Below are 16,527 nucleotides of genomic sequence, written 5' to 3' on the forward strand. Positions count from 1 at the left end.
AGAAGTAGGATTCTTGCTGTAAACTGCATGGATTCTGCTAATGATCTCGAATTAGGAGGACAGTTCATGGCTCCTCAATATCAAACTGTGAATTATACAGCTACGCGTTATGGAGATATTCTGAGCGGACATTTTAATGAAGACGACACGTATAGTCACAGCCGTCCTAAGGGAATGGGAGACTGGCTCATGGTATACACACTCGAAGGAGAAGGATATTTCCATACACCAGAGGGGTGTAAACATATCCATGCAGGAGAAATTGGACTACTACGTGCCGACACTCCTCATGAATATGGTACAGTGGAAGGCAGACATTGGAACTTTATGTGGGTTCATTTTCATAAACTCATGGAAATAAGTTATTTGCCTCAGGAAGAGTTTCTTATCGTACCTATCCCCGATGGATATACACAACAGCGAGTTACCGATGGATTGGAACATATTCTCTATCATGCAAGAGAGCGATCAAATTATTGGTATGCTTTATGTGAAAATACAATTCGGGAGATTATCCTGCTGCTCGCACAGCAATTACATAGAAAGCACGACCCGCGAATCATCCTTACTTTGCAAAACCTGTCTCACTCTATGAATAACGAGATACGAATTCAAGATTTAGCAGATGCCGCCGGCTTATCTCCTTCCAGACTATCCCATCTTTTTAAAGAAGAGATGGGTGAAAGTATTATTGAACATGTGAATCGAATGAGGATCAAGCAGGCTGCCATCTATATGGAACATATGGGAAGAACGGCAACCGAAGCAGCACATGATGTAGGATTTAATAACTATAATCATTTTGCTAATCTGTTTCGTAGAATGATAGGGGTAAGCCCAGCAAAGTTTAGAAAAGATAAAGGATGAGTATTCGGAGATTTCCAAATGAAGAGCATAGCGTTAAGCATCTTGCTAAAAGGAAGTATTATTAAAATGGAAAGTGAGGTTTGAATATGAATATGGTTAGCCAAGAAATCCAGGATTTGTCCATTAAATCCTTGGAGTCAACGATAAATAAACTTACTAATGCTTATAAAACCATGACAGAAAAAGGTTCAAGCACAACTCTTGTCAAAAAGAGACTACATGCAGTGAAGATTGGTATAGAAAGCTTAAAAGGGGCTTGGAATGAGGAGGATTTTAACTATAACGAAGAAATCATATTGACCTCTTATGAAGTTCTGCAAGATATCCTTCCATCTATCGAAAAACAAATAACAAAAGCAAAAGAAGGCAGTTCTCAAAAAACATTAAATGAACGCCGCTTAACTGCACTAATACTTGCAATTGAATCATTGGAGAACCGTCTTAAGTAAGACGGTTCTTACTTAATTTCGTAAAATAAACAGTAGATTTTTAAAAAAACAAAAACACCAGCATTATACCGGTGTTATCTATTGTTTTCTCTAGTTCCGCTCGTTAGTCCACCTTTGCTCCATGAGAAAGTGTAAACAATACCGCCTGATCCATGTCCATTCGCACGCCTGCAATGCTCAGCGTTTTGAAATCCACGCCTTGCATCGCAGCTCCTCTTAGATCAGCCCCCTGCATATTTGCTTTCGCTAATACCGCCATTGTTAAATCACTATTTCTTAAATCCGCTTTTTCCAGATTAGCACCTGACAAATCAGCTTCATAAAACTTGACTCCTCGCAGGTCCTGTTTATTAAGGCGGGAATGTCTTATATTTGTATATGACCAATCCCCTTCAACTATCGTAATACCATCAATATCGGTACCTGAAAAATCAGAGCCTGTCATTTTACATTGTTCAAATTTCGAAACATAAAGATTAGCTCCTTTAAAGTTGCAATTCTCAAATGCACTTTCTTTATGAATGGAACCGTTCAGAGATGCTCCACGAAAATCACACTCCATAAATCGGCAGTTGCTGGATGTGATCTCTTCTAATGAACCGTTCATGAATGAACAACGATAAAATGTACAGCTGATGAGTTCTCCATACCGTAGATCTTGAGTACTAAAATTAACTTCTTCGTAATGTTGATTACTATGTTGAAACATGTAATGCCTCCTATGAATGGGTAGTAGTTATAGTATAACAAACGGCTGTCAAGCACCTGTATCACTAGGAGTAAATGTCAAGAATTTTATTTTTATCACATTATAAAAAGAGAACAGAGAACTAGACTTATTCTACTCCTCCGCCTTACGAATTAGCTCTTGTATCCATTTCATCTCACCTCTCACCTGAGCGATGGATAGTTGTAACAATTCATACCTGTACATATCACGAACATGTTTTTTTTGCCATTTCGTAAGCTTAGCGTTGGAGCAGATAACGATGAAGGAAAACATATGGGAAAAGTGAATCTAATATCCGACCCTCCTGATAATCTCTCTGATGAGTAACTCTCTCTATGTATAAGGTAGCCAATTTTTGAAGTTAACAGATCGTTACTAAAAAACATCAAAAACAATCTTAGTTCAGCACTCAACTGGACTAAGGTTGCTCTTTTTCATGATAACTTTCGTATGGAATAGATGTATGTAGAACCCGTCATTAACTCAAATGATCTCTTTCCTTTTTCCTAAATAAATATATAGAATAATTCCTGTAACCATACACAAAGCTGCACACAAGCCGATGAATCCATATCCCGCCTGGAGTCCGCGATATAGCCCCAACTGAGTATCTGCTCCGAAAATGCCTTTTGTTATTTCGATAACTAACCCGATCAGATAATTACCTATGACACTGCCGACTCCCATAAGCGTTACCGTAAACGTAATAGCCGTGTCACTCCCATTAGGATATCTCCTAGCAATAAAAGCCATCACCGTTGGATAAATCATAGCAATACCTATTCCAGCAGCGGCAAAGAAAAAGGCTAGTTTTTCCCCGCCAAAAATAGCAATAAATGTACAAACCGCAGAGATGCCCGAAAAAATAGTTAAGGATAAAGTAAAACCAATTTTATCTGTTAACGGTCCAAGCAATAGTCTTGCAAGTGAAAACCATAAGAAGAATGCAGAGAGCATTCCCGATGCGGAAACGGTATCCCAACTGTAAGCTTTTTCTAAAAAGTTAACGAGCCAGCCTCCTACAGCCAATTCGGATACAACACCAAAGGTAAGGATCAGCACCATGAGCCATAAAACAGGATCTTTAATTAGCGTTTTAAGAGGAACACGGTCTTCCATTGAAATATCATCGCCAGGAAAAGAACTAAACAGCGCGAAAACAATGGGAATCAAGGATAATAGTAACATTACGAGATACATTCCACGCCAGTCCAGTGTATAACCGTTAATCGTAACCTTCATTAAACCTGTCGCAATAAGCGGGGCTACCGTTGAACTAAGACCATAAAAACCGTGGGTTAAGTTCATCATCGTTCCCGTGTTCTTAACAAAGATACGAGCCCCCAGTATTGCTAGTCCGATCTCCAGCATCCCGTTACCGATATACATTAAGAAATAAGAGGCTGAAAACATGGCATAATGCTGTGAGAAAAAAATGAATATACCCGAGAGAGCCATAGAAGCAAAGGATATAACCGTCACCAGTTTGATTCCCCATATTCTCGTCAGGTAAGCTGTAAAAGAACAAGCAAGCAAATAGCCTAACGCATTAAGCGATAATAAGGTACCCAGCTGAGACTCATTTAACATAAAATCGAATTGAATTCGCGGAATGGCAGGTCCTTTTATATTTTCTGAAAAACCAAAAATGATAAAACCGATAAATATGGTAGCAAGCTGCATAGCATAAATCTTATTGATTTTCCCTGCACTTTTTTTCACTGTTATGTAAGTCTCCTTATCCCTGTATATGAACATATTATTATACTATATCGAGAAAATCACTTTATAAATATAATAATTTAAATTCGGTATATAAGAATATGGAACTTGAATGATTGCAAAAGTTTAATTCACGCTCTTCGTGAAGTGAGCTGCATAATAAGAAGGACGCTGCTTCCTATTCAGCTTACAGCTAAATAGTTAACAACGTCCCTTTTACATTTTATTAGTTCAAACTTAGTGATTGATGCAAAAACACCACTTTGATCCGGGATTTAAATCAGTGAAGTTCGCATCTACATTTCATTGTGAATTTACTAAAGTCATTAACATGAAACTCTACCATAGAGGTAGCTGGATTATAGTGTCCGTTGTTAATAATCTGGAAGCTGTCATTGTCGTTTATGGAGTACACGACAACATGTTCCTTTTTCTCGTTTTCTTTTGACGCATAAGGAATCGCGATTTGAATCTTTTGGTTTTTGCTTGCACTACTTATTTGCTTCCCGCCAACAGCTAATTGGAAGTCAAACACAGGATTGTTTCCGACTTTGCTGCGAATCGCATCCGATAATGAATTGTTATCCACTTTTTCGATGCTGAATTCTACATCGGCCGTACCCTCCGCATCAGGAATTAAAGTGCTAGGCACAACTAACTTAGCTAGACCCACATTGATTTCTAATTCCTTGACTCTTGATGCCTTAGCTGTCTTAATTTGATCCACTGTCAGCTTCACATTCACCTTTGTTGTACCGCTTGGTATCGGAATATCGAACAAGATGCGGCCTGCTTTTACTTTCTTCAACGCTTCATTAAAAGCTGCATTGCTCACCTGTATTGAAGCTGACTCATTTGGTGATGGATTTGGAACAGTCTCGTTATCCTTGAACTGAAGAACACCGAACCTCGATGTATTCGTATAAGATAGACCCGTAGGATCATTCCATATGAATACACTATCCCTGGAACCCCCGTCCTGATCGTCATTTACCTGTAAATCAAAACCAATTACCGTATCCGGAGTCACTTTAATCTTATCCAGTAATATTGCTGCTTCGACAACATACCCTCCTGGAACAATTTTAGTCTGCGAAGTGAAATTATCTTCTGATGCATGCCCTGCGGTCGTTCTCACATTTTTGAAGTTAATACGATACTGACCATCATCATCTTGATATGCTGTTGTCTTTCCATTATTCTGATCGACAAAAATTTCAATAGAATCTTGTTCATGAGCACTTTCTTTAATAGCATCGCTTAATACGCTGTCTGTGACCATTGCATATACGTATAAGTTTTCATCATCCCACATCGTGCGGAAATCTGCTTTGGCTGCTCCACTGCCTGTCTGTTCAACTTTCACATCCGTTTTATACACAGGTGCATTCGCCCAAACTGCATCCAGTTCACCATCAATGATAGGTGTACCTTTGATAGCCGTGCCGATTTTCGTTGCTTCAATATAAGTGAGTACCCCGTATCCTTGTGTATCATGCTCCTGCGCATTTCGCGGGTCACTCCATGATACGATCATGCCATTGCCGCCCTGTTCAGAGCCGTCGTTAACACCAAGGTCAGTTACTCTTACATCGAATTTGACTTTATCTCCGAGCTTTCCTTCCAGTGGAATTGCAGTTGTTAATACGTATCCACCTTCTACTTCAGTTACTGATGAGTCATCGCGTGTAAATGTCCGTTTATTGTTACCACCCTCATCCGTAAACAGTTCAATCTTATCTGTAGAGTCTTTCGTGTTATCTTTTACTGCCACTCGAACATATAAATGAAGCGCGTCCCACAACAATTTTACATCTGCTTCAAGTGTACCAAGACTTTCCGTTTTCATAGCCGGAATTGTACCCCAGGCAATATCTTGAGGATCCCCTACTTTTGGTGTACCTTGCGCTGCGGTAGCCGCTTTTCCGGAGACAGGAAGTTTGGAAGGGAATATTGTTTTTACCGCTTCAACCATTCCCCAGTATGCATATTTGATTTGATGTTGTTTGTCAAATGGAAAAGGTGCATCCTGGCGATCGATCGGACGGTTATGAAGCCAGGTAAAATCATCTGCTATACCCCAGAGTGTCACATTGCTAATCCAACCTTCAGGGTTCTTATCTGTTCTTCCAAGATCATCTAGGCGTACCAACTCTTTGAATAATTCTTTGTATCGGTACCCTTGCGATACGAGCAAGTTCTCAGGAATCGTATCATAGCTCGTCGTATTGTTGGTGTATACAGATACGTCAACCTCAGTTAATTGATTATCAAAACCTGCTTCACCGAATTTTCGAATTGAATCAGAGATTTGCTCAATGGAAGGCCCGCTGATATTAATATGTGTTTGGTGACCGACTCCATCGATAGGTACACCTTCGTCTCTAAGTTTCACAGCAAGATCATACATGAAATCGCGTTTTTTCGGACTATGTGTATTATAGTCATTGATGTACAGCTTCGCATTTGGAAGTTCTTCTCTCGCTACCTTGAATGCAGTCCTAATAAAGTCAATCCCAGTTAACCGGTACCATTCACTTCTGCGCATACCGTCCGGCTGCCCTTCGTCAATGACTTCATTAACTACATCAATATCATGGATCGTAACTCCCATATCCTTAAAGTGGCGAAGCACAACTTGTATATAATTCGTTAGTCTATCCAGAACGAGTTGCTTATTTGCTTCCGTTGCTTCAAGAGCTACGCCATTTGCATCCTTAAACATCCACTCTGCAGCCTGTGAGTGCCACGCAAGGGTATGCAGCCGCAAATTTAGATTATTGTCATTTGCATACTGTGCAATTGTATCCGCTGACGTAAAGTTCCATTTCCCTTCGGACGGACTCAGGGACTGCGGTTTCATTGAGTTTTCAGCAACAACCGAATTATAGTGGAAATCTAGAAGTTGCTGAATATTTCCACTCAATCGAGGTGGTTCCACTGCTGCCCCAATATCGAAGTATTTTTCATAGACATCTTTAAGTGCATCCACGTCGGTCTGAATTGGCAACGGCTTGGGACCAGATGCAGGAGCGCTTAATGATATCTGAAAATCATCTAGGTAAAACGATCTTGCCTCAGCAGGCTTTTCTGCTGATTCAACATAAACGTTAAGTACTTCAGGTGCCGCAGGTACAGTATATGTACCTTTCAACTGTACCCACTCTCCTGGTGTGACAAGTACGTCTGAGGACACATTTGAAAAGCTACTTTCGCCTGATTGAAACGATATTCGAAGTGTCGTCGGCTTCGAATCAGGTGCCATTTTCACCCATGCGGATAAATCATATTTATCGTTTGGATTCATTTTTGTTAATACATCGAGAAGAGGTCCATCATACTGGTCAGAAATGGTAGTCAGCAAGCTTTTAGAACCGCCTGTCGTATGATTATCTTGATCAGTGACACTGATCTGACCCTCTCCAAAGCGACGAATCCAATTACCTTGGCCGTCTTCAAAATCAAATATATTACCTGATTGGTCAATTTCCCCATCCTCCGGTAATGTTGGCTCTGAGTCTTCCGGTAGTTTGACAAGTTTAGCAGAGAAGGTATCGATGTAATAATCAACCGTTGCATTGTCGGTAGATTGTACATACACTTGATATCCGCTCGCACGCTTATCAACTTGAAGCTGTCCTTCCAGATGGACCCAATCAGCTTCTGTTACGGTATTTGAGTCGATTTTGACATAAGTAACTGGATCATTTTCTGGCAACCCAGATTGGTTCAATGTCAATTCAATAGTAGCTGAACCTTTTTCTTTTAATTTGGCATAGATTGAGAACTCATAGGTAGCACCCTTTACCAGTTTTTCTGTTATATTCATCCCTGGTCCATTCCATGTCGCCGTACGCCCCGTTGTCAGCAAACTTCCGTTGCCGCTCTGCGCATCATACGTACTTTGTGTAACGGTTTCAGAACCGCGCTTGAACCACCCATCTACTTCTGTTTCAAAATCACTGTTTACAACCGTATCACCGACTGCAGCAGCATCTGCTTTGGGAAGCCATAAACCTTGTGGTGCCATGATGGTAATGCACATGATGAAAGCTAATACACTTGATATTCTACTCCTCATTACGTTACCTCCCTTATGATTTCACCACAAAGCAAACGCTTTCAAATCGCTTTGTGGCGCTTCCTGATCTATTATGACGGTTATCCTGGTTGACGGAAACCTGACAAACTATAGATCTTACTGTAAAAATCATAGATGTTACTGAAATACCTAAATAAAAAATAAAAGTTTCACAACGCTTTTTACTTCAACCTAAAATGGGTAAAAAAAGTTATAATTCAGTTGTGTGGAAAAACATGGATATAAAGCAGACAAATCTTATTTGCAAAACATTTATTACAAATGTCTCGAGGAGGAAAAGAAAAAGTGATCGAACAACCGAAATCGGAAAGTTTTATTTCTCTCGTAAAGAAAGGAAATACTTCGTCTGCCATCGCTATGGCGGGGAATGCGGTGCTTGCTTTATGTAAAGGAGGAGCATTTATATTTAGCGGCAGCGGGGCCATGTTCGCCTCAGCCATGCATTCACTCGCAGACGCGATCAATCAGGGATTCGTCTTTGTCGGCAGTGTATTATCTGAGAAAAAGCCAACAGATCGATTCCCTACTGGATTTGGACGTGTAATCAATATTTTCTGTATGATTGCTGTAATTGTCGTTACGATTATGGCCTACGAGACTATTCATGAAGGAATTCATTTATTGCAGCATCCTGCCGGTCATTCAGGTGGTCTATGGATTAATATCAGTGTACTGGTACTGAATATTCTCATTGATGGTACCATTTTGATTAAAGCAATGAAAGAAATCCTCAAGGAATCGCGCGCTCCTGATGCGAAAGGATTTGCTCTTGTTCCGGCTGCCATCAAAAATGTAGGGCGAGCTGCCCCGCCAACAAGGCTTGTATTCTATGAAGACATGGTTGCAGTGTTAGGTGCGCTCCTTGCTTTAATCTCTGTCGTCGTCATTGCGCTCACGAACTTTGCACTCTTAGATGGAATCGTGACCACACTCATTGGTTGTTTGATGATTGCCGTTGCTTTCCGGGTCGGATATGACAATATGATTGGGCTGATCGGGGTTGCTGCCCCTCAAGATATCGAAGATAAGGTGTCTCAAACGATTTTTGCAGATACACATGTGGCAGATATCCAAATGATGCGCATCCTTCAGGAAGGACGTTATTACCATGTGGAAGGATTAATTGAACTTCATAAAGGACTGACGCTTGCAGATGCTGATGATATCAAATTCCGAATTCAAGACAAACTCATGCAAAATCCAGATATCGCTGATGCAGTTATTTCTATTATTGAAGATGATGGAATTAAAAGTTGGATTAATAAAGATTCAGAAAATGTAAAATAACATTGTGTATATGAAAAGAGTCATGCTTAGGGATAAGCAGACTCTTTTTATTTGCTTCTCGCTAAAATGCACTCTTAACCTCCTAGAAGTATTAGCTCATCCTCCCTTTCATTGCAGCATGAAGCCGCAATATGCTGTCGCAAGAAAGCGAAAAAAGCCAATTTTTAGACTTAATTCTCTCAAATCTTTATTTTTTATGTAATTCATAAACTGTTCACACAATAATTTATACTCTATTTTAACTATGACACAGCAGCTTCATTCTTGAGATTGCTCAGAAATTAGGTATTTATTTCTGTGATTCAGATCACCTTAGCAACAAAAAATGTTGATAAGTCTCACGATCCATCTCCATTTAACAAGGAATAATAACAGCCCATTTTTATTATACTCAGCAAAAAATAAGAACAAAAAAGCTACAGGGATTTTCTTTATTCCATCTCATTTTTCTTATTTTTTAGCTATAAAATACATACATACTGCTCAAAAGCAGAAATCAGCCTATTATTTGTAGCAATTTATCTACACAATTTCCAGATCATATTACTAACCTCCCCTTCAATTGACGAAAAAAATGACTTGCAATAAGATACAAGTGAAAGTATTCACAATCATTTGTGTCTGACTTAAACAAAACGAATACAGATATGTGCGATATTATGTGAATCCTTTCACTATACAAATAATGGATTGAAAAATAAGGGGTGTGTCCTAATGTCAAAAGTTATTACTGCAATGGAAGCTGCTAAGCTGATTAACGACGGCGATACAGTTGCTGCAAGCGGATTTGGATTGTCCTGCTGGGCTGAAGAAATGGGGATTGCAATCGAAAAAAGGTTTCTTGAAACAGGTCATCCAAGAAATTTGACTGTCATTCATGCGAGTGCTGTCGGTGATCGCCGTGACAAAGGAATGAGTCACTTAGGTCATGAAGGCTTAATTAAACGATGGATTGGCGGCATTGCTATTGCTTCACCTGCTATGGCAAAACTGATTGAAGAAGATAAATGTGAAGCTTACAACCTGCCACAAGGTGTTATTACTCAGCTCTATCGCGAAATTGCAGCAAAACGTCCTGGCGTGATTACAAAAGTAGGACTTGGCACATTTGTTGATCCGCGAATCGAAGGTGCCAAAATGTCTCCCTCAACAAAAGAAGATATCGTAAAAGTAATCGAACTTGAAGGCGAAGAGTGGTTATTTTACAAATCCTTCCCTATTCAAGTTGCTCTCATTCGAGGCACCGTAGCGGATGAAAACGGAAATCTAACCCTTGAAAAAGAAGGACTTCATATGGAAGTACTCCCGATTGCTCAAGCTGTGCGTAACTCAGGCGGTATTGTTATTGCTCAGGTTGAATCGGTTGCCAAGGCTGGCTCACTAAGTCCTAAAGATGTGGTGGTTCCTGGTATTCTAGTTGACCACATCGTTGTTGCTAGTCCTGAAAATCACTTCCAAACGGAAAACACGCAGTACAACCCTGCATTCTCAGGTCATATCAAGGTACCGACGGAAAGCATTGAAGCACTTCCGCTTGATGAGCGTAAAGTGATTGCTCGCCGCTCTGCCGCTGAGTTAAAACCTAACACTATTCTTAATCTGGGTGTCGGCATTCCTGTCAATGTATCTATCGTCTCTGCGGAAGAAGGAGTAAGTGATCAACTTATTCTTACAACTGAAGCAGGATCAATCGGCGGAGTACCCGCAGGTCTGAAAGATTTTGGACATGCATATAACAGTGAAGCCATCGTCGATCATCATGCTCAATTTGATTTCTATGATGGCGGCGGAATTGACCTCTCCGTACTTGGTCTGGCTCAAACCGATGGAGACGGCAATGTGAACGTAAGTAAATTCGGAACTCGTGTTGCTGGATGCGGCGGTTTCATTAATATATCTCAGTCCGCTAAAAAATTAGTCTTTGCTGGAACGTTTACGGCTGGAGGATTAGACGTCCGTGTTGAAGATGGAAAACTGAACATTATTAAAGAAGGTAAATCCAAAAAATTCGTTAAGCAAGTTCAACAAATTACGTTCAGCGGTGCTTACGCGACCAAAACGAACCAACCTGTTATTTATGTAACGGAACGTGCTGTGTTTGAACTATTAAACGGAAAATTGACCCTGACCGAAATTGCACCAGGTGTTGATCTCCAAAAACATATTCTTGATCAAATGGAATTTGAACCTGTGATCTCCCCTGATCTAAAACAAATGGACCCTGGTATCTTCCAAGAGCAGTGGGGAGAATTGAAAAACATCCTTTTTAAACAATCAAAGAACTAACAACTTCATAGGAAAGGGATAAAATCATGCAAACAAAACTGAATCGATGGACGATTTTGTGGGCTTCTACCCTCATTAATTTATGTGTAGGTGCGGTGTACGCCTTCAGTATATTTGCCTTGCCATTATCCGAAAAATTCAATGCTTCGATGGGAGATATTATGATGGCATTTACCATCAATGCTGCTATTTCTCCTGTCCCAATGATTCTCGGCGGTAAATTAGTGGATAAAGGCGGAGCGAAGAAAGCGATCTTTATTGGCGGTACGATGTTTGGTCTCGGCTTCCTGCTATCCGGGCTGGCAACCGCTCCATGGATGCTTTATATCACTTATGGTTTAATCGCTGGTATTGGACAAGGGATCGTTTATGCTTCAACGATTGGTAACAATGCGAAGCTTTTCCCGGATAAACGCGGACTTGCAGCTGGTATCGTAACGGCTGGTTACGGCGGCGGTACGGTGATTATCTCCCCTATTGCGAATGCTCTAATCAGCAGCAGCGGTGTTAATATGGCGATGGTTACTCTGGGTATTGCTTTCCTCATTATTATTCTAGGCTGCGGCTTCTTGGTTAAGCCAGCACCAGCAGGGTACATTCCGGAAGGTTGGATTCCTCCAGTCACTTCAAGCCCAAAAAACAGCGTGAACCTCAACTGGAAGGAAATGATCAAAACTCCATTATTCTATGTCATTGCATCTATGTTCTTGATTGGTGCACTGTCCGGAATGATGGTAACCTCCAATGCTTCTGTAATTGGTCAAACGATGTTTGGTTTAACTCCGGCAATAGCTGCACTTTATGTTAGTTTGTACAGTCTAAGCAATTGCCTCGGTCGTGTATTCTGGGGTGCCGTTTCCGATAAAATCGGTAGATTTAAATGCCTTATGATGATCTATCTCGTAATTTCAATCATGATGTTTATTATTGCACAGTCTTCTACCGTTACTGGCTTTGTCATTGCTATTGTGGGTATCGGACTTTGCTTCGGTGGAACCATGGGGATCTTCCCTTCCATTGTAGGAGAAAAGTTCGGTATGAAATTTTATGGTGTAAATTACGGAGTTGTCTTCATCGGATATTCTGGAGCTGCATTCTTTGGACCGAGAATTGCTTCTAGTGTAGCTGCAGCGAATGATGGAAATTTCACTAACGCATTTTACATCGCACTCGTTATTTCTCTAGTTGGTCTACTGTTAACATTCGTCTATAACGCAATGGATAAAAAGAATAAACAAAATTCAACATCCAAACAGATGTCAATGGAAGCAGCAGAATAACAAATAAATAATTAAATAATGAATCAAAAAAATCAAAAAAAATACTTCATTATCTTTAGGAGGAATTACACATGTCTATTACTAAACTTCTAGGAATTAAATACCCGATCTTCCAAGGTGCTATGGCACAAATCGCTCTCGCTCCTCTTGCAGGTGCTGTATCTAATGCAGGCGGGCTTGGTATTATTGGTTCTGGCGGATTATCCGCTGATCGTCTTCGTGAAGAAATTCGTAAAACTCGTGAAATTACAGATAAACCATTTGCCGTGAACCTAATGCTCATGATGCATAACATCCCAGAACTTATTCAAGTCGTTATTGAAGAAGGGGTTAAAATTGTAACCACTGGTGCGGGAAATCCGGCTCCATACATGCAAACCTTTAAAGAAAACAATATTATTGTTATTCCTGTAGTCCCTTCCGTAAAAATTGCTAAGAAAATGGAATCTTTGGGAGTTGACGCTGTCGTTGCTGAGGGAACAGAAGCTGGCGGACATGTAGGCGAAACGACTACAATGGCTCTTCTTCCTCAGATTGTGAGCGCTGTGTCTATTCCTGTAATCGGTGCTGGCGGTATTGCTGACGGCCGAGGTGTTGCAGCTGCCTTTGCTTTAGGTGCTCAAGGTGTTCAAGTAGGTACTCGTTTCTTAACAACTGTAGAATGCCCAGCTCACGAGAACTTTAAAAAAGCAGTACTTGAAGCTACAGATACAAGTACAACGGTAACAGGCCGCAGTATTGGAGGTCCGGTTCGCAGTATTAAGAATAGTATGATTGCGAAATACCTAGAACTTGAAGATGCAAAAGCAAGCCGAGATGAATTAGAAAAATTGTCTCTTGGCTCCTTGCGTAGAGCTGTTTTTGAAGGAGATACAGATCATGGTTCTGTCATGGCTGGTCAGATTTGCGGATTGTGCAACGAAATCACAACGGTAGAGGAAATGATTACTTCCATGTTTGCAGAAGCAGAACAAGTATTTGAAAAGCTTGGAAAAGTTAAATTCCATGAGGCACGCGAGTTAGCATTTGCTTAATATCACACTTACGCCTGGATATTCATCCTGAATGTCCAGGTTTTTATATGTTACGACCCTTTTCATATCATTTGTTTAAAATAGTTTAAACTCCCTATAATAATGAAGTACTTCTTATTCAAGAAATAAACTTGGTTTGCTAATAAAGGAATGACACTTATGACAAACACAGAGATTTCGGGAAAATCGCATGGGCAGAATGATCAGAATGAATCTCCTTCTACCCTCTTCGTAACAGATCGTTTTGGGAATATTTTAATTTCTAATGAATTTACAGCAATTACACTGGGAATACCGCTTGAAGAGATTTTAAGATCTAACGTCATGGATCTTGTGAGTGCGGGATACTACGATTATTCAATTACGATGGAAGCAATCAAAACCAAAAAAAGAGTAACGAAAAAAATCAATACAAACCGGGGGTTTGGCATTCTATCTACTTCCATTCCGATACTTGAGCCAGATGGAGAAATTCAGCTTGTAGTTACAACCTCTAATAAAAGTTCGATTGAAGAAAGTAAACGAGAGGCTCAGGAAAGTGAGCTTATTAACAAAGAGATTGATAAGACGGTATCTCCTCCAGATATTGTGGCTGAAAGTATTGCAATGAAACAGATTATTAAAGCATGTGATCAAATCGCTCCTTATGACAGCAAGATTCTGATCACTGGTGAATCAGGGACAGGTAAAGAGGTGATCGCTAATTATATACACCAAAAAAGCAATCGTAGAAATGGTCCTTTTGTCACTTTAAACTGCGCTGCCATTCCGAATTCTTTATTTGAATATGAAATGTTTGGCTATGAAGATGGTGTCTATGACCGTAATTCAAAAAGTAAAATAGGGCTTATTGAAACAGCTCACCAAGGGATCCTATTTCTTGATGAGCTGTCAGAGATGCCTCTGGATATGCAAACAAAGCTACTTCGGGTCATTGAGACAAACGAACTTCGAAGAGTCGGAGGAATTGAAAATATTAAGGTTGATTGTCGCTTTATTGCCGCTACGAACTGTGACCTTTGGAAACTCGTAAAGCAAGGTAAATTCAGACAAGATCTCTTTTACCGAATTAACGTCATCCCTATTCATATTCCTCCCCTTCGTGATCGGAAATTAGATATCGTGGGTCTCGTCTCTAGGTTTATCGATGAATTCAATCAAAAATACAACAAACAATTTTTATTAAGTGCAGAAGAATTTCAGCATATATTATCGCTTAGTTGGCCGGGAAATGTGCGGGAGTTACGTAATTATGTTGAACGATTGATCGTTATCAATAGTCTACCTTTAAAAAAAATGAACGAAATGGTTACAGACTGGTTTGCACTCGATCATTTCATTAACAACAATCAGACTCAATTTCATTCACTAAAAGATTTCACGACGATCACAGAAGGACGATATATTGAGAAAGTGCTTGACTCCTGCCAGGGAAACATAAGTGAAGCTGCTCAGAAATTAGATATTCATCGTTCTGTGATCTATCGAAAACTTAAAAAAATGGAAGAGATCTTAAAAGACGAACATTGAAAACAAAAAGAGATCTGGATAAAAGTAATACAATTATCTAGATCTCCTTTTTTATATTTAGTTTCCTTCCATTGCTTTTCGCAAATCATAAGGGTTAATATCTATATCCAGTGGCATGCCGAGTGCTAATGCAGCTAACTGACTTCCAATGTAAGGTCCCATCGTTAGACCCGATGAACCAAGTCCATTGGCGGCTAACACGCCCTCCCACTCCGGAACTGCACCAAACACTGGTAAAAATCCGGGTGTAAAGGGACGAAATCCAACTCTCACCTCTTGAAGTGAGCTGTTTGCTAAACCTGATGCCACTTCCAGCCCTTTTGTAAGTATTTCATGCATCCCGCCTGCGGTAACCCTTGTATCATAACCTTCAATATCATTTTCGTGTGTTGCTCCAATCACTATTTTTTGGTTTCCAAAAGAAAGCAAATATTGATCAGAAGGCGGCATAATTACAGGCCACTCATTTGTATTCTCACCATCTGGAATTTGCAGATGCATAATTTGTGCTTTTTGATAACTAACTTGAAAAGAAATACCTAGAGGTGCCATTAAAGACGCAGCCCAAGCACCAGCACACACAATCACTTTATCAGCTGAAATGCTCTCTTTATTAACAGTGACCCCCGTTACTCGGTTTGAATGATACTGAAGTACTGCATCCCCATGAATTACAATTGCCCCATTCCGCTCCGCCGAGCGGATCAGTGCTTCACGCAGCGCCCGTCCGTCAACACGCGCCGCACCGCTGATATGTACAGCATGGTAATCTTCATTTAATAGAGGAAAACGTTCGCGGGTTTCTTTCTCATCAAGTCTAGTAATATCGCCTATCTCGGGTGCATCTGGTCTTCGTTTATGTGCTCTTTCCTCAATTTTCGCAACTTTCTCTACATCGGTATGGATACTAAGAGCACCCACTTTTGCATATCCGGTTTCTGTTTCCCCTTCGGCTTCAAGCTCCTGAATCAGCTTAGGATAAAAGCTCGCGCCTGCTTTAGCAAGCTGGTACCAATCTTGATTACGTCTTTGTGATAACCAAGGACATATAATCCCGGCAGCAGCATCGGTGGCTTGCCCTTTATCACCGCGGTCTATAATTATGACCTCTGCTCCTTTTTTCGCCAATTGGTAAGCTGTTGATGCTCCTAGAATCCCTGAACCTACGACGATGACTTTCTTCTTCATGTATTACATTCCTTTCCTTACAACCTGTATCCATGATAACAAACCCGCACTT

The 16,527-nt window shown here is 40.4% G+C and carries 11 protein-coding genes; 7 read left to right on the forward strand and 4 right to left on the reverse strand.

Annotated features, from left to right (window positions below):
* Positions 1-66: 66 nt before the first annotated feature.
* Together GQY27_RS00840 and GQY27_RS00845 are read left to right on the forward strand one after the other, a co-directional pair.
* On the forward strand, positions 67-867 hold the full coding sequence (locus GQY27_RS00840) for a helix-turn-helix domain-containing protein (RefSeq protein ID WP_160031623.1): 801 nt from the start codon (positions 67-69) through the stop codon (positions 865-867).
* Between the two features lie 86 nt (positions 868-953).
* Positions 954-1,316 (forward strand): hypothetical protein, encoded by a 363-nt coding sequence (locus GQY27_RS00845; protein WP_160031624.1) that lies wholly within the window; start codon positions 954-956, stop codon positions 1,314-1,316.
* A 103-nt stretch (positions 1,317-1,419) separates the two neighbouring features.
* On the opposite strand, the gene GQY27_RS00850 is transcribed toward GQY27_RS00845, so the two are convergent.
* From GQY27_RS00850 to GQY27_RS00860, 3 genes are all read right to left on the reverse strand, one after another.
* Entirely contained in the window at positions 1,420-2,025 is a 606-nt protein-coding gene (locus GQY27_RS00850; protein ID WP_160031625.1) for a pentapeptide repeat-containing protein, read from the reverse strand.
* A gap of 504 nt (positions 2,026-2,529) precedes the next feature.
* A complete protein-coding gene (locus GQY27_RS00855; RefSeq protein WP_236570452.1) occupies positions 2,530-3,729 on the reverse strand; it encodes an MFS transporter in 1,200 nt (399 codons plus the stop codon).
* 319 nt (positions 3,730-4,048) lie between these two features.
* Positions 4,049-7,849 (reverse strand): endo-1,4-beta-xylanase, encoded by a 3,801-nt coding sequence (locus GQY27_RS00860; RefSeq protein WP_160031627.1) that lies wholly within the window; start codon positions 7,847-7,849, stop codon positions 4,049-4,051.
* A gap of 282 nt (positions 7,850-8,131) precedes the next feature.
* Here GQY27_RS00860 and GQY27_RS00865 point away from each other — a divergent pair, with 282 nt between their 5' ends.
* From GQY27_RS00865 to GQY27_RS00885, 5 genes are all read left to right on the forward strand, one after another.
* Positions 8,132-9,157: a cation diffusion facilitator family transporter gene (locus tag GQY27_RS00865; protein ID WP_160031628.1), complete on the forward strand. Its 1,026-nt coding sequence runs from the start codon at positions 8,132-8,134 to the stop codon at positions 9,155-9,157.
* A 714-nt stretch (positions 9,158-9,871) separates the two neighbouring features.
* Positions 9,872-11,443, forward strand: coding sequence for an acyl CoA:acetate/3-ketoacid CoA transferase (locus GQY27_RS00870; RefSeq protein ID WP_160031629.1), 1,572 nt, complete (start codon positions 9,872-9,874; stop codon positions 11,441-11,443).
* Between the two features lie 26 nt (positions 11,444-11,469).
* The gene (locus GQY27_RS00875; RefSeq protein WP_160031630.1) at positions 11,470-12,723 is read left to right on the forward strand and encodes an L-lactate MFS transporter; all 1,254 of its coding nucleotides are present in this window, start codon (positions 11,470-11,472) and stop codon (positions 12,721-12,723) included.
* A 71-nt stretch (positions 12,724-12,794) separates the two neighbouring features.
* Positions 12,795-13,757, forward strand: coding sequence for a DUF561 domain-containing protein (locus GQY27_RS00880; RefSeq protein ID WP_160031631.1), 963 nt, complete (start codon positions 12,795-12,797; stop codon positions 13,755-13,757).
* Positions 13,758-13,916: 159 nt separating this feature from the next.
* A complete protein-coding gene (locus GQY27_RS00885) occupies positions 13,917-15,287 on the forward strand; it encodes a sigma-54 interaction domain-containing protein (protein WP_160031632.1) in 1,371 nt (456 codons plus the stop codon).
* 57 nt (positions 15,288-15,344) lie between these two features.
* Here the strand turns inward: GQY27_RS00885 and GQY27_RS00890 are convergent, their stop codons facing one another.
* Positions 15,345-16,475 carry an NAD(P)/FAD-dependent oxidoreductase gene (locus GQY27_RS00890; RefSeq protein WP_160031633.1) on the reverse strand — a complete coding sequence of 377 codons (1,131 nt, stop codon included), beginning with the start codon at positions 16,473-16,475 and terminating at the stop codon, positions 15,345-15,347.
* Positions 16,476-16,527: the final 52 nt, after the last annotated feature.

It is taken from the genome of Paenibacillus sp. An7 (genome assembly GCF_009870785.1).
In the GTDB taxonomy this organism is placed as follows: Bacteria; Bacillota; Bacilli; order Paenibacillales; family Paenibacillaceae; genus Paenibacillus.

Coding starts and splice junctions, on each gene's coding strand:
- GQY27_RS00840 (WP_160031623.1), top strand. CDS start 67: ATGGCTCCTCAATATCAAACTGTGAATTATACAGCTACGCGTTATGGA.
- GQY27_RS00845 (WP_160031624.1), top strand. CDS start 954: ATGAATATGGTTAGCCAAGAAATCCAGGATTTGTCCATTAAATCCTTG.
- GQY27_RS00850 (WP_160031625.1), bottom strand. CDS start 2,025: ATGTTTCAACATAGTAATCAACATTACGAAGAAGTTAATTTTAGTACT.
- GQY27_RS00855 (WP_236570452.1), bottom strand. CDS start 3,729: ATGCAGCTTGCTACCATATTTATCGGTTTTATCATTTTTGGTTTTTCA.
- GQY27_RS00860 (WP_160031627.1), bottom strand. CDS start 7,849: ATGAGGAGTAGAATATCAAGTGTATTAGCTTTCATCATGTGCATTACC.
- GQY27_RS00865 (WP_160031628.1), top strand. CDS start 8,132: ATGTCTCGAGGAGGAAAAGAAAAAGTGATCGAACAACCGAAATCGGAA.
- GQY27_RS00870 (WP_160031629.1), top strand. CDS start 9,872: ATGTCAAAAGTTATTACTGCAATGGAAGCTGCTAAGCTGATTAACGAC.
- GQY27_RS00875 (WP_160031630.1), top strand. CDS start 11,470: ATGCAAACAAAACTGAATCGATGGACGATTTTGTGGGCTTCTACCCTC.
- GQY27_RS00880 (WP_160031631.1), top strand. CDS start 12,795: ATGTCTATTACTAAACTTCTAGGAATTAAATACCCGATCTTCCAAGGT.
- GQY27_RS00885 (WP_160031632.1), top strand. CDS start 13,917: ATGACAAACACAGAGATTTCGGGAAAATCGCATGGGCAGAATGATCAG.
- GQY27_RS00890 (WP_160031633.1), bottom strand. CDS start 16,475: ATGAAGAAGAAAGTCATCGTCGTAGGTTCAGGGATTCTAGGAGCATCA.